The organism is Pantoea sp. SYBGC1 (assembly GCF_057197005.1).
The window spans coordinates 115,729-128,676 of record NZ_JBXUNM010000003.1 but is presented as its reverse complement, the minus strand read 5'-3'; the positions used below and the strand labels follow the sequence as shown (position 1 = coordinate 128,676).

Genomic DNA, 12,948 nt, shown 5'->3' with positions numbered 1-12,948 from the left:
AAAGGAAAGAAAATGAGTAGCGTAGAAATTCTCGTTCCCGATTTACCTGAATCCGTAGCGGACGCAACGGTTGCAACCTGGCACAAAAAACCGGGCGATGCAGTCAGCCGTGATGAAGTGCTGGTCGAAATTGAAACCGACAAAGTGGTGCTGGAAGTTCCTGCTGCTGCTGATGGTATTCTGGAAGCCGTGCTGGAAGAAGAGGGTGCTACCGTCACCTCGCGCCAGCTGCTTGGTCGCCTGAAAGAGGGCAACAGCGGCGGGAAAGAGACCTCAGCGAAAGTTGAGAGCAATGAATCTGCACCGGCACAGCGCCAGTCCGCGTCTCTGGAAGAAGAGAGCAGCGATGCACTGAGTCCTGCTGTTCGCCGTCTGATTGCGGAAAACAATCTCGATGCCAGCCAGATCAAAGGCACCGGCGTGGGTGGCCGACTGACGCGCGAAGACATTGAAAAGCATCTGGCGAAAAAGCCAGAGGCGAAAGCGGCGCCGGCTGCTGAAGCGGCAGCTCCGGCTCCGGTTGCTAACCGCAGCGAGAAGCGCGTGCCGATGACCCGCCTGCGCAAACGCGTGGCTGAGCGTCTGCTGGAAGCGAAAAACAGCACCGCCATGCTGACCACGTTCAACGAAATCAACATGAAGCCCATCATGGACCTGCGCAAGCAGTATGGTGAGGCGTTTGAAAAACGCCACGGTGTGCGTCTGGGCTTTATGTCCTTCTACATCAAAGCGGTCGTTGAAGCCCTGAAGCGCTTCCCGGAAGTGAACGCCTCTATCGATGGCGAAGATGTGGTGTACCACAACTACTTCGATGTCAGCATCGCCGTTTCTACCCCACGCGGTCTGGTCACGCCAGTGCTGAAAGATGTGGATGCGCTGAGCATGGCGGATATCGAGAAGAAAATTAAAGAGCTGGCGGTGAAAGGCCGTGATGGCAAGCTGACAGTTGAAGAGCTGACCGGCGGTAACTTCACCATCACCAACGGCGGCGTATTTGGTTCGCTGATGTCAACGCCAATCATCAACCCGCCGCAGAGCGCCATTCTGGGCATGCACGCCATTAAAGATCGTCCGATGGCGGTCAATGGTCAGGTTGTGATCCTGCCGATGATGTATCTGGCGCTCTCTTACGATCACCGTCTGATCGATGGCCGTGAATCGGTAGGCTATCTGGTCGCAGTGAAAGAGATGCTGGAAGATCCGGCTCGTCTGCTGCTGGATGTCTGATTTTCGCCGGGCGCGCAGCGATGCGCGCCCACATTTAAATGTTTCAGATCTGAATGGATAGAACATCATGAACTTACACGAATACCAGGCGAAGCAGCTGTTTGCACGGTATGGTATGCCAGCACCGACTGGTTATGCCTGCACCACGCCACGTGAAGCCGAAGAAGCCGCCTCAAAAATTGGCGCAGGCCCGTGGGTAGTGAAATGTCAGGTTCATGCCGGTGGCCGTGGTAAAGCGGGCGGCGTGAAGGTAGTGAAAAGTAAAGAAGAGATCCGTGCATTTGCTGAGCACTGGCTGGGTAAACGCCTGGTGACCTATCAGACAGATGCGCTGGGTCAGCCGATTAACCAGATTCTGGTTGAAGCAGCAACGGATATCGATCAGGAACTCTATCTGGGTGCGGTCGTCGATCGCGCCACGCGCCGCGTGATCTTCATGGCATCAACCGAAGGCGGTGTGGAAATTGAAAAAGTGGCGGAAGAGACCCCGCACCTGATCCACAAAATGGCGCTCGACCCGTTAGCGGGACCGCAGCCATACCAGGGCCGCGAACTGGCGTTCAAACTGGGTCTGACCGGTAAGCAGGTCAGCCAGTTCACCAAAATCTTTATGGGTCTGGCTACCATGTTCCTGGAGCGCGATCTGGCGATGGTTGAGATCAACCCGCTGGTGATCACCAAACAGGGTGACCTGATCTGCCTGGATGGCAAGCTGGGCGCAGACGGCAACGCACTGTTTCGCCAGCCTGAACTGCGCGAAATGCGCGATCCAAGCCAGGAAGATCCACGCGAAGCGCACGCAACGCAGTGGGAGCTGAACTATGTCGCGCTGGAAGGCAACATTGGCTGTATGGTCAACGGCGCGGGTCTGGCGATGGGCACAATGGATATCGTGAAGCATCACGGTGGCCAGCCTGCAAACTTCCTTGATGTCGGCGGCGGCGCAACCAAAGAGCGCGTAACCGAAGCCTTCAAAATCATCCTCTCTGACGACGCGGTAAAAGCGGTATTCGTTAACATCTTCGGCGGTATTGTCCGTTGCGATCTGATCGCTGACGGCATCATCGGCGCGGTGGCAGAAGTGGGTGTCAACGTGCCGGTAGTGGTACGTCTGGAAGGTAACAACGCTGAGCTGGGCGCTAAGAAACTGGCGGACAGCGGTCTGAACATCATTGCAGCAACCAGCCTGACAGACGCGGCACAGCGCGTTGTTGCTGCAGCGGAGGGTAAATAATGTCCATTCTGATCGACAAGAACACCAAAGTCATCTGCCAGGGTTTCACCGGTGGACAGGGGACTTTTCACTCTGAGCAGGCGCTGGCTTATGGCACGCAGCTGGTTGGCGGCGTAACGCCAGGCAAAGGCGGCACTACCCATCTGGGCCTGCCGGTGTTCAATACCGTGCGTGAAGCGGTAGAAGCGACCGGCGCGACGGCAACGGTTATCTACGTTCCGGCTCCGTTCTGCAAAGACGGTATCCTGGAAGCGATCGACGCGGGCATCAAGCTGATCATCACCATCACTGAAGGTATCCCGACGCTGGATATGCTGACTGTGAAAATGAAGCTGGATGAAGCAGGCGTGCGCATGATTGGCCCTAACTGCCCTGGCGTCATCACCCCAGGCGAATGCAAAATCGGCATTATGCCAGGCCACATTCATCAGCCGGGCCGCGTGGGCATCGTATCACGTTCTGGTACCCTGACTTATGAAGCGGTTAAGCAGACCACAGATATTGGCTATGGCCAGTCTACCTGTGTCGGTATCGGCGGCGACCCGATCCCGGGCTCTAACTTTATCGATATTCTGCAGATGTTCCAGGACGATCCGCAGACTGAAGCGATTGTGATGATCGGTGAAATCGGCGGCAGCGCGGAAGAAGAAGCGGCAGCCTTTATCAAAGAGCATGTCACCAAGCCGGTTGTTGGCTATATCGCAGGCGTAACGGCGCCGAAAGGCAAACGTATGGGCCATGCTGGCGCCATCATTGCCGGCGGTAAAGGCACGGCTGACGAGAAGTTTGCTGCGCTGGAAGCGGCAGGTGTGAAAACCGTCCGCAGCCTGGCCGATATCGGTGATGCGGTAAAAGCGGTTCTGCCTGCTAACTGATTGCGCTGACTGAATAAGCATAAGCCACCTCCGGGTGGCTTTTTTTATGCCTGCAGCGCAGCTGTTTTCATTTATTATCCGATGCGGCGGATTTTAAAGTTAATAACTAACAGAAAAGGTAATCGTAATTTTAATTAAACACGGCAGCTTTTGACATCGCTTTAACAACTCTTTCAGACTACATATTCGTAAACTTTATATCTTAATCCAGATCAAATAATAGCGTGTTATAGCAAACTTTACTGCTGGCTAAAAACAACCCAGCCGGTTTAAATTGCGCTGCATCAATTCATAGTTTTGTCACTGATAACAGTCGCCTGAGTCGTATGCCCCCGGATCAATATTGTGGCATCTGACGCTGACGCCTGCATGACAGAAATGTGAAGCGATATTTTCAGGGAATTATCACCACTATTACTCGCTCATTTCGGGCCGCAGATTGCGCTATCTGCGGATAATAAAACCGGAATTAATAATCGGCCGTTCCTGCACGCTGTTGCGCCGTTTACCGTCCGGCAATATAGCGGCATGCGAAGAGCAAGGAGTTCTTATGTTAGATGTTGTCGAGCTGTCGCGCTTACAGTTTGCCCTGACGGCGATGTACCACTTTCTGTTCGTACCATTAACGCTGGGTATGGCGTTTCTGCTGGCGATCATGGAAACCGTCTACGTGCTGTCGGGCAAACAGATTTATAAAGATATGACCAAATTCTGGGGCAAGTTGTTTGGCATCAACTTTGCGCTGGGCGTGGCCACCGGACTTACTATGGAGTTTCAGTTCGGCACTAACTGGTCCTATTACTCCCACTACGTCGGCGATATTTTCGGGGCGCCGCTGGCCATTGAAGGATTAATGGCGTTCTTTCTTGAATCCACCTTTGTCGGCCTGTTTTTCTTTGGATGGGACCGGCTGGGCAAAGTTCAGCATCTGGCGGTCACCTGGCTGGTGGCGCTGGGATCCAACCTTTCTGCGCTCTGGATCCTGGTGGCGAATGGCTGGATGCAAAATCCCATCGCCGCAGCATTCAACGCTGAAACCATGCGTATGGAAATGCTGAGCTTTTCAGAGCTGGTGCTTAACCCGGTTGCACAGGTGAAATTTGTGCATACCGTGGCGGCGGGCTATACCGCTGGCGCTATGTTTGTGCTGGGGATAAGTGGCTGGTATCTGCTTAAAGGGCGCGATGTGGCGTTTGCCCGCCGCTCCTTTGCCATTGCGGCCAGTTTCGGCATGGCGGCGGTGCTCTCGGTGATTGTGCTCGGCGATGAGTCGGGCTACGAGATGGGGGATGTCCAGAAAACCAAACTGGCCGCAATTGAGGCGGAGTGGGAGACCCAGCCGGCACCCGCTGCCTTCACGCTATTTGGTATACCGAATCAGGAGACGCAGGAGAACACATATGCGATTCAGATTCCGTATCTGCTTGGCCTTATCGCCACGCGCTCAGTGGATAAACCCGTGACCGGCCTGAAAGAACTGCAGGCGCAGCATGAGGTGCGGATCCGCAACGGCATCAAAGCGTATGGCCTGCTCAATGCGCTGCGCAATGGCAATCAGGACCCGGAAGTTCGCCGCGCGTTTGAAGCCAGCAAGCAGGATCTTGGCTACGGCCTGCTGCTTAAGCGCTACACCCCGACGATCACCGATGCCAGCGAAGCGCAGATACAGCAGGCGGTGAAAGACGCCATTCCGCGCGTGGCACCGCTCTATTTTGCCTTCCGTATCATGGTGCTGTGCGGCGCGCTGTTGCTGGCGATTATTGCCCTCTCATTCTGGAGCGTAATCCGCGACCGGATTGGTCAGCAGCGCTGGCTGCTGAAAGCCGCACTGTATGGTATTCCGCTGCCGTGGATCGCTATCGAGGCGGGCTGGTTTGTTGCGGAGTACGGGCGTCAGCCGTGGGCAATTGGTGAAGTGTTACCCACCGCCGTAGCGAACTCTTCACTGACCGCGGGAGACGTGCTGTTTTCGATGACGCTGATTTGCGGACTCTACACGCTGTTTCTGGTGGCAGAGATGTATCTGATGTTCCGGTTTGCCCGCCTAGGGCCGGGCAGCCTGAAAACCGGCCGCTATCACAATGAATCAGTGCAGATCGCTACGCAGCCAGAGCGTGGCTAAAGGAGAGTAACCATGTTTGACTACGAAGTGTTACGTTTTGTCTGGTGGCTGCTGATTGGCATACTGCTGATCGGCTTTGCCGTGGCGGACGGCTTTGATATGGGGGTCGGTATGCTGACGCCCGTGCTCGGACGCAGCGACACCGAGCGTCGTATTATGATCAACACGATTGCACCGCACTGGGACGGCAATCAGGTCTGGCTGATCACGGCTGGCGGTGCGCTGTTTGCCGCCTGGCCCATGGTCTATGCCGCCGCTTTCTCTGGTTTCTATGTCGCCATGATTCTGGTGCTCGCCTCGCTCTTTTTTCGCCCGGTAGGTTTTGATTATCGCTCCAAAATTGAAGACAGGCGCTGGCGTGCCGTGTGGGACTGGGGCATCTTTGCCGGCAGTTTTGTCCCGCCGCTGGTGATAGGCGTCGCCTTTGGCAATCTGCTGCAGGGGGTGCCGTTTCATGCGGATAGCTATCTGCGTCTGTTCTATACCGGCAATTTCTTCCAGCTGCTCAATCCATTTGGCCTGCTGGCGGGAGTCATCAGCGTGGCGATGATCCTGACCCAGGGCGCCACCTACCTGCAGATGCGCACCTGCGGTGAGCTGCATTTACGCGCGCGCAGCGCGGCGCAGGCGGGGGCGCTGGTGATGCTTATCGCCTTTGTGCTGGCGGGCTTGTGGGTAAAATATGGCCTTGACGGCTATGTGGTGAAAAGCGTTATCGATCACCACGCAGCCTCTAATCCGCTGGGCAAAGAGGTGGTGCGCGAGGCGGGCGCCTGGCTGCGTAATTTTGAGCAGATGCCGCTGCTGTGGGCGTTTCCGCTGCTGGGCGCTGTTCTGCCGCTGCTTACACTACTCTGCTCGCGCGGTGAGCGGGGCGCCCGGGCATTCATCTTCTCTTCCCTGACGCTGGCCTGCGTCATCATGACCGCCGGTATCGCGCTGTTCCCGTTCATCATGCCCTCCAGCACTGTGCCGGGCAGCAGCCTGACCCTCTGGGATGCCACCTCCAGCCTGCTGACGCTGAAGATTATGACCATCGCCGCACTCATCTTTGTGCCGATCATTCTGGCCTACACCAGCTGGTGCTACTACAAAATGTTCGGTCGCATTACCAAAGATGATATTGAACGCAACACGCACTCTCTCTACTGATTAAGGAGCTTTTGCATGTGGTATTTTGCCTGGATCCTCGGCACGCTGCTGGCCTGCGCATTAGGTGTGATTACCGCCCTGGCGCTGGAGCAGAAAGACGCAAGCCGTGCAGAGGATGATAACGCCTGAACGGTCAGCGCGCTGGCCGCTAGCATGCGGTAACAGAGGGGTCCGGACGGGCCCTTTTTTATGCCTGTTAACGGCAAAAATGCCTGACTGCAGACAAGGATTTTTGTCAGCATCAGGTCAGGAAATGTTGAGTAATTCCTTCTGGTTGTTACCGTCAGATAATTATTTTCTTCTGGCTCTGGCGGACCATTCCCAAGCGGATCGCTCTTGCGTATAGTAGCAACGTTTAAAAATGAGACCGGGATGTAGAGTGAGTACAACGCTGTTTCGCTGGCCGGTGCGGGTCTACTATGAAGATACCGATGCCGGAGGTGTGGTTTACCACGCCAGCTATCTTGCTTTTTATGAACGAGCACGTACCGAAATGCTGCGTCAGCGCCATTTCAATCAACACGTCCTGTTAGAAGAGCAGGTCGCATTTGTGGTACGGCGCATGACGGTGGAGTTCATCGCCGCGGCTCGCCTTGACGACCTTCTGGAGATACAGACCGAAGTGACCTCAATGACCCGCGCAACCATGACCTTTACCCAGCGTATCGTCAATGCTGAAGGCAGGGTGCTCAACGAGGCGGATGTCCTGATCGCCTGCATTAACCCACACCTGATGAAGCCGATTGCGCTTCCCAAGTCTATTGTCGCGGAGTTCAAGCAGTGACTGACATGAATGTTCTTGATTTGTTCCTGAAGGCGAGCCTTCTGGTCAAACTTATCATGTTGATTTTGATCGGCTTTTCTATTGCCTCCTGGGCAATCATCATCCAGCGTACGCGCATTCTGAATGCGGCAGGACGCGAAGCGGACGCCTTTGAAGATAAGTTCTGGTCCGGTATCGAACTCTCGCGTCTCTATCAGGAGAGCCAGGGGCGTCGTGATGAGCTGGGCGGTTCGGAACAAATTTTCTACGCTGGCTTTAAAGAGTTTGCCCGCCTGCATCGCGTAAACAGCCATGCGCCGGAAGCGGTGGTTGAGGGCGCCAGCCGCGCCATGCGTATCTCTATGAATCGCGAGCTGGAAGCGCTGGAGACCCATATTCCTTTCCTCGGCACCGTGGGTTCTATCAGCCCCTATATCGGTCTGTTTGGTACCGTATGGGGGATCATGCACGCTTTCATCGCGCTGGGCGCAGTCAAGCAGGCCACGCTGCAGATGGTGGCACCGGGTATCGCAGAAGCGCTGATCGCCACTGCAATCGGCCTGTTTGCCGCGATCCCGGCGGTCATGGCCTATAACCGTCTGAACCAGCGCGTCAACAAGCTGGAGCAGGGTTACGATAACTTTATGGAAGAGTTCACGGCTATCCTGCATCGTCAGGCTTTCTCTAGCGACAATACGAAGTAAGTCGAGGTTTACGATGGCCAGAACCCGTGGTCGCGGACGCCGCGATCTTAAGTCGGAAATCAACATTGTTCCGCTGCTCGATGTGCTGCTGGTGCTGCTGCTTATCTTTATGGCAACCGCGCCAATCATTACGCAGAGCGTGGAAGTTGATCTGCCGGACGCCACTGACTCCAAAACGGTCGCCAGCGATGATAATCCGCCGGTGATTGTTGAAGTAGCTGGTGTAGGACAATACAGCCTGGTGGTGGATCACGATCGTATGACCCAGCTGCCGCCTGAGCAGGTTGTGAGTGAAGCGCAGCGTCGTATTGAGGCCAATCCTAAAACCGTGTTTCTGATTGGCGGGGCCAAAGATGTGCCTTACGACGAAATCATTAAAGCGCTGAACCTGCTTCATCAGGCTGGCGTCAAATCAGTCGGTCTGATGACGCAGCCGATTTAACGCGACTTGTTTTTGGGAACCGAGAGTGTCGAAGGCAACCGAACAGAACCAGAAGTTGAAACGCGCAATTATCGTTTCGGTGGCGCTGCACATCGTGCTGATCGCGCTGCTGATCTGGAGCTCGTTCAACGAACATATTGAAGCGAGCGGCGGCGGCGGCGGTAGCGATATTGATGCCGTCATGGTCGATCCCGGGGCTGTGGTTGAACAATATAATCGTCAGCAAAATCAGCAGAGCGACAGCCAGCGCGCAGAACAGCAGCGGAAAAAGCAGGCGCAGCAGCAGGCGGAAGAGCTACAGCAGAAGCAGGCCGCCGAACAGCAGCGTCTGAAAGCGCTGGAAAAAGAGCGGCTGCAGGCGCAGCAGGAAGCGAAAGAGCAGGCTAAACAGCAGGCTGAGCAGCAGAAAGCGGCCGAAGCAGCTGCAAAGCAGGCTCAGGAGCAGCAAAAAGCGGCTGAAGCGGCTGCCGCACAGGCGAAAGCAGATGCGAAAGCAGAAGCAGACGCGCGCGCTAAAGCAGCAGCAGAAGCGAAAGCAACCGCAGCAGCTGAAGCGAAGCAGGCTGCTGCCGAGGCGAAGAAACAGGTGGAAGAGCAGGCGAAAGCAGCGGCAGCGGATGCTGCAAAAGAGAAAGCAGCAGAGCAGGCGAAAGCGGCAGCTGAAGCGAAAGCCAAAGCGCAGGCGGAAGCGAAAGCGCAGGCAGCGGCCGATGCCAAAGCTAAAGCAGCGGCAGAGGCGAAAGCCAAAGCTGCGCAGGAAGCCAAAGAGAAAGCAGCAGAGGCGGCAAAGGAAAAAGCTGCGGAAGCCGCTAAAGAGAAAGCAGCTGAAGCGGCTAAAGAGAAAGCGGCCGCTGAGGCGAAAGCGAAAGCAGACGCCGCTGCCAAAGCGAAAGCGGATGCAGCCGCTAAAGCAAAAGCAGATGCAGCGGCGAAAGCCAAAGCAGCCGCGGACGCGAAGAAAAAGGCGGCTGCTGAAGCCGCGCAGGGCGAAAGCGACGTTGACGATCTGCTGGGCGGCCTCTCCTCCGGTAAAAACGCGCCGAAGAGTGGTGCTGCAGCCGGCGGCGGTGGTGCAGCAGGGCAGGGCAATCAGAAGAAAGCGGGTGCATCAGCTGCAGACATTAGTAACTATGCAGGGCAAATTCAGGCTGCAATCAAAAGTAAATTTTACGATTGGGAAAGCTATAAAGGACGCACCTGTACGTTACGTATTGTCATGATGTCCGATGGTACGTTGGCTAATGTTACTCCTCAGAGCGGCGATTCTGCGCTCTGTCAGGCCGCGGCCGCAGCTGCACGACAGGCCCGTATTCCAAAGCCGCCGAGTCAGGCTGTGTACGAAGTATTTAAAAATGCACCGCTGGATTTTAAGCCGCAATAATGCAGTAACGTACGGCAGGTTGAACTAAGGTTAGCTTGCCGTATTCTATAAAATACTCGTGTTTTTTCAGGAACTGTGCGAATTATCGTGAACTCAGGTTCAGGTAAGGGAGATAAGATGAAGCAGGCACTTCGTGTAACCTTAGGTTTTTTTGTACTGCTGTGGGCCGCTGTGCTGCACGCAGAAGTACGCATTGAAATTACGCAGGGCGTTAACACTGCCCGTCCGATTGGCGTAGTACCGTTTAAATGGGCCGGCCCTGGCGCGGCGCCAGAAGATGTCGGCGGCATTGTGGCAGCTGACGTGCGCAACAGTGGTAAATTCAATCCGCTGGATCGCTCACGTCTGCCGCAGCAGCCCGGCAGCGCGCAGGAAGTTCAGCCTGCCGCATGGAGCGCGCTGGGCATCGATGCCGTGGTCGTCGGTCAGGTCTCACCTAACGCCGATGGCAGCTATCAGGTCGCCTATCAGCTGGTCGACACCGGTGGTGCGCCGGGCAGCGTACTGGCACAAAACTCCTTCAAAGTAACAAAACAGTGGCTGCGCTATGCGGCGCATACTGCCAGTGATGAAGTCTTTGAAAAGCTGACCGGCATTAAAGGCGCGTTCCGCACTCGTATCGCTTATGTTGTGCAGACCAACGGCGGCCAGTTCCCGTATGAGCTGCGCGTGTCTGACTACGATGGTTACAACCAGTTTGTGGTCCACCGTTCACCGCAGCCGCTGATGTCACCGGCCTGGTCACCTGACGGCAGCAAACTGGCCTACGTTACGTTTGAGAGCGGTAAATCAGCGCTGGTGATCCAGACGCTGGCAAATGGCGCTATTCGTCAGGTTGCCTCCTTCCCGCGTCACAACGGTGCACCATCGTTCTCACCGGATGGTTCTAAGCTGGCTTTCGCCCTCTCTAAAACGGGCAGCCTGAATCTCTATGTAATGGACCTGGGCTCAGGTCAGATCCGTCAGGTAACAGACGGCCGCTATAACAGCACTGAGCCAACCTGGTTCCCGGATAGCCAGACCCTGGCGTATACCTCGGATCAGGCGGGTGCACCGCAGATTTATAAAGTGGGTATTAACGGCGGCGCGCCACAGCGTATTACCTGGGAAGGCAAACAGAACCAGGATGCGGATGTGTCGACCGACGGTAAAACCATGGTGATGATCAGCAGCGCCGGTGGCGCGCAGCACGTCGCCAAACAGGATCTGGAAACGGGAGCCGTTCAGACGTTAACGGACACGTTCCTGGATGAAACGCCAAGTCTGGCACCAAACGGCACCATGGTTATTTACAGCTCTACTCAGGGGATGGGATCCGTGCTGCAGCTGGTTTCAACTGACGGGCGTTTCAAAGCGCGTCTTCCGGCAACTGATGGACAGGTAAAATCACCTGCCTGGTCGCCGTATCTGTGATGCATCGCTCCCTTGCCTCGCAGGCGGGGGAGTCAATGTATGGCAAACAAAATAATAGGATAAAGAAATGCAACTGAACAAAATGCTGAAGGGTTTAATGCTGGCTCTGCCAGTGATTGCAGTCGCTGCTTGTAGCTCACACAAAAACAACAACAACGATCAGTCCGGTATGGGTGCTGATGGTGCGTATGGTGCGGGCTCTGGCGCTGGCATGAACGGCGGCAACATGTCTTCTGACGAGCAGGCGCGTCTGCAGATGCAGCAGCTGCAGCAGAACAACATCGTTTACTTCGGTCTGGACAAGTATGACGTGCAGTCTGACTATGCTCAGATGCTGGATCAGCACGCAGCTTTCCTGCGCGGCAACCCGTCTTACAAAGTGACTATCGAAGGTCATGCGGATGAGCGCGGCACGCCAGAGTACAACATCGCCCTGGGCGAGCGTCGTGCTAACGCAGTGAAAATGTATCTGCAGGGCAAAGGCGTCTCTGCCGATCAGATGTCTATCGTATCTTACGGTAAAGAGAAACCAGCCGTACTGGGCCATGACGAATCAGCGTACGCTAAAAACCGTCGTGCTGTACTGGTTTACTAAGAGAATCATATGATTAGTAACTTCAGACTATCCCTTGCGGGTCTGTCGTTACTGGTTGGCGTAGCGGCCCCCTGGGCCGCTAATGCCCAGGCGTCAATCAGTAGCGTTGGCTCAGGCTCGGTCGAAGACCGTGTCACCACTCTTGAACGTATCTCCAATGCTCAGGCGCAGCTGCTGCAGCAGTTACAGCAGCAGATGAGCGATAATCAGAGCGACATCGATTCCCTGCGCGGGCAGATCCAGCAGAACAGCTATCAGCTTAACCAGGCGGTTGAGCGTCAGAAGCAGCTTTATCAACAGCTCGACACGTTAAGCAGCAGCCAGTCCGCTGCACAGAGCGGCGGTAACGCTGATGCTGCCGGTGCCGCAGCGGGAAACGCTGATGCGGGTAGCAGTAATACGGCTGCCGCACCCGCACAAACCGGCGATGCAAATACCGATTACAACGCTGCCGTCGCGCTGATTCTGGAGAAGAAGCAGTACGATCAGGCTATCTCTGCGCTGCAGGCATGGGTGAAGAAGTATCCTGACTCTACCTATCAGCCAAATGCTAACTACTGGCTGGGGCAGCTGCATTACAACAAAGGCAAGAAGGATGATGCGGCTTACTATTTTGCCACGGTGGTGAAGAACTATCCCAAATCACCGAAAGCGGCGGAAGCGCTGTTTAAGGTTGGCGTGATCATGCAGGATAAAAAAGACACAGCAAAAGCCAAAGCGGTTTATCAGCAGGTGATCAAACAGTTCCCGGATAGTGAGTCAGCAAAGCAGGCGCAAAAGCGGCTGGCCGGATTGTAATTTGTACGAAAAAGACCAGATTTCGCCTGATTTCTGGTCTTGCCGCCTGAAAGGTAAGCAGTTGAGCCATTTGCGGGAAAATAAGGGTTGCGCCCTCCCGCTAAATCAGTAATATATGCCGCCGTTGCCGGGACATATGTAAATGCGTATCGGCGACGCTGAAGATGGGTCGTTAGCTCAGTTGGTAGAGCAGTTGACTTTTAATCAATTGGTCGCAGGTTCGAATCCTGCACGACCCACCA

Annotated in this window: 13 protein-coding genes and 1 tRNA gene; all 14 read left to right on the top strand. The window is 55.3% G+C overall.

From position 1 onward, the window contains the following. Positions 1 to 12 precede the first annotated feature (12 nt). The 14 genes from odhB to AC2CF9_RS07785 all read left to right on the top strand — a co-directional run bounded on the left by odhB (position 13) and on the right by AC2CF9_RS07785 (position 12,948). A complete protein-coding gene (odhB, locus tag AC2CF9_RS07850) occupies positions 13 to 1,227 on the top strand; it encodes a 2-oxoglutarate dehydrogenase complex dihydrolipoyllysine-residue succinyltransferase (RefSeq protein ID WP_039383234.1) in 1,215 nt (404 codons plus the stop codon). Between the two features lie 67 nt (positions 1,228 to 1,294). Then, entirely contained in the window at positions 1,295 to 2,461 is a 1,167-nt protein-coding gene (gene sucC / locus AC2CF9_RS07845; protein WP_484556711.1) for an ADP-forming succinate--CoA ligase subunit beta, read from the top strand. Next, entirely contained in the window at positions 2,461 to 3,336 is an 876-nt protein-coding gene (sucD, locus tag AC2CF9_RS07840; RefSeq protein WP_039383236.1) for a succinate--CoA ligase subunit alpha, read from the top strand. Before sucC ends, sucD begins: the two co-directional genes overlap by 1 nt. 550 nt (positions 3,337 to 3,886) lie before the next feature. Next, positions 3,887 to 5,458 (top strand): cytochrome ubiquinol oxidase subunit I, encoded by a 1,572-nt coding sequence (cydA, locus tag AC2CF9_RS07835; RefSeq protein ID WP_484556710.1) that lies wholly within the window; start codon positions 3,887 to 3,889, stop codon positions 5,456 to 5,458. Between the two features lie 12 nt (positions 5,459 to 5,470). Further along, positions 5,471 to 6,610, top strand: a complete 1,140-nt coding sequence (gene cydB, locus AC2CF9_RS07830; protein WP_484556709.1) for a cytochrome d ubiquinol oxidase subunit II — start codon at positions 5,471 to 5,473, stop codon at positions 6,608 to 6,610. Positions 6,611 to 6,625: 15 nt separating this feature from the next. Further along, the gene (gene cydX / locus AC2CF9_RS07825; protein ID WP_484556708.1) at positions 6,626 to 6,739 is read left to right on the top strand and encodes a cytochrome bd-I oxidase subunit CydX; all 114 of its coding nucleotides are present in this window, start codon (positions 6,626 to 6,628) and stop codon (positions 6,737 to 6,739) included. A 250-nt stretch (positions 6,740 to 6,989) separates the two neighbouring features. Next, positions 6,990 to 7,394, top strand: a complete 405-nt coding sequence (ybgC, locus tag AC2CF9_RS07820; RefSeq protein ID WP_039383240.1) for a tol-pal system-associated acyl-CoA thioesterase — start codon at positions 6,990 to 6,992, stop codon at positions 7,392 to 7,394. Beyond that, the gene (tolQ, locus tag AC2CF9_RS07815; RefSeq protein WP_039383242.1) at positions 7,391 to 8,077 is read left to right on the top strand and encodes a Tol-Pal system protein TolQ; all 687 of its coding nucleotides are present in this window, start codon (positions 7,391 to 7,393) and stop codon (positions 8,075 to 8,077) included. The genes ybgC and tolQ overlap by 4 nt, the downstream gene beginning before the upstream one ends. Before the next feature lie 13 nt (positions 8,078 to 8,090). Next, positions 8,091 to 8,519 (top strand): colicin uptake protein TolR, encoded by a 429-nt coding sequence (tolR, locus tag AC2CF9_RS07810; protein ID WP_039383244.1) that lies wholly within the window; start codon positions 8,091 to 8,093, stop codon positions 8,517 to 8,519. A 25-nt stretch (positions 8,520 to 8,544) separates the two neighbouring features. After that, positions 8,545 to 9,900 carry a cell envelope integrity protein TolA gene (gene tolA, locus AC2CF9_RS07805; protein WP_484556707.1) on the top strand — a complete coding sequence of 452 codons (1,356 nt, stop codon included), beginning with the start codon at positions 8,545 to 8,547 and terminating at the stop codon, positions 9,898 to 9,900. 117 nt (positions 9,901 to 10,017) lie between these two features. Further along, on the top strand, positions 10,018 to 11,313 hold the full coding sequence (gene tolB / locus AC2CF9_RS07800) for a Tol-Pal system beta propeller repeat protein TolB (RefSeq protein WP_484556706.1): 1,296 nt from the start codon (positions 10,018 to 10,020) through the stop codon (positions 11,311 to 11,313). Between the two features lie 67 nt (positions 11,314 to 11,380). Next, positions 11,381 to 11,908: a peptidoglycan-associated lipoprotein Pal gene (gene pal, locus AC2CF9_RS07795; protein ID WP_039383250.1), complete on the top strand. Its 528-nt coding sequence runs from the start codon at positions 11,381 to 11,383 to the stop codon at positions 11,906 to 11,908. 9 nt (positions 11,909 to 11,917) lie between these two features. Then, a complete protein-coding gene (gene cpoB, locus AC2CF9_RS07790; RefSeq protein ID WP_071668993.1) occupies positions 11,918 to 12,706 on the top strand; it encodes a cell division protein CpoB in 789 nt (262 codons plus the stop codon). A gap of 166 nt (positions 12,707 to 12,872) precedes the next feature. Further along, positions 12,873 to 12,948 (top strand) — tRNA-Lys (locus tag AC2CF9_RS07785).

Excerpts from the sequence above, each read along its gene's own strand:
- cydX (WP_484556708.1), top strand. The coding sequence starts at position 6,626 with ATGTGGTATTTTGCCTGGATCCTCGGCACGCTGCTGGCCTGCGCATTA.
- pal (WP_039383250.1), top strand. The coding sequence starts at position 11,381 with ATGCAACTGAACAAAATGCTGAAGGGTTTAATGCTGGCTCTGCCAGTG.
- cpoB (WP_071668993.1), top strand. The coding sequence starts at position 11,918 with ATGATTAGTAACTTCAGACTATCCCTTGCGGGTCTGTCGTTACTGGTT.
- tolB (WP_484556706.1), top strand. The coding sequence starts at position 10,018 with ATGAAGCAGGCACTTCGTGTAACCTTAGGTTTTTTTGTACTGCTGTGG.
- sucD (WP_039383236.1), top strand. The coding sequence starts at position 2,461 with ATGTCCATTCTGATCGACAAGAACACCAAAGTCATCTGCCAGGGTTTC.
- cydB (WP_484556709.1), top strand. The coding sequence starts at position 5,471 with ATGTTTGACTACGAAGTGTTACGTTTTGTCTGGTGGCTGCTGATTGGC.
- odhB (WP_039383234.1), top strand. The coding sequence starts at position 13 with ATGAGTAGCGTAGAAATTCTCGTTCCCGATTTACCTGAATCCGTAGCG.
- cydA (WP_484556710.1), top strand. The coding sequence starts at position 3,887 with ATGTTAGATGTTGTCGAGCTGTCGCGCTTACAGTTTGCCCTGACGGCG.
- tolR (WP_039383244.1), top strand. The coding sequence starts at position 8,091 with ATGGCCAGAACCCGTGGTCGCGGACGCCGCGATCTTAAGTCGGAAATC.
- sucC (WP_484556711.1), top strand. The coding sequence starts at position 1,295 with ATGAACTTACACGAATACCAGGCGAAGCAGCTGTTTGCACGGTATGGT.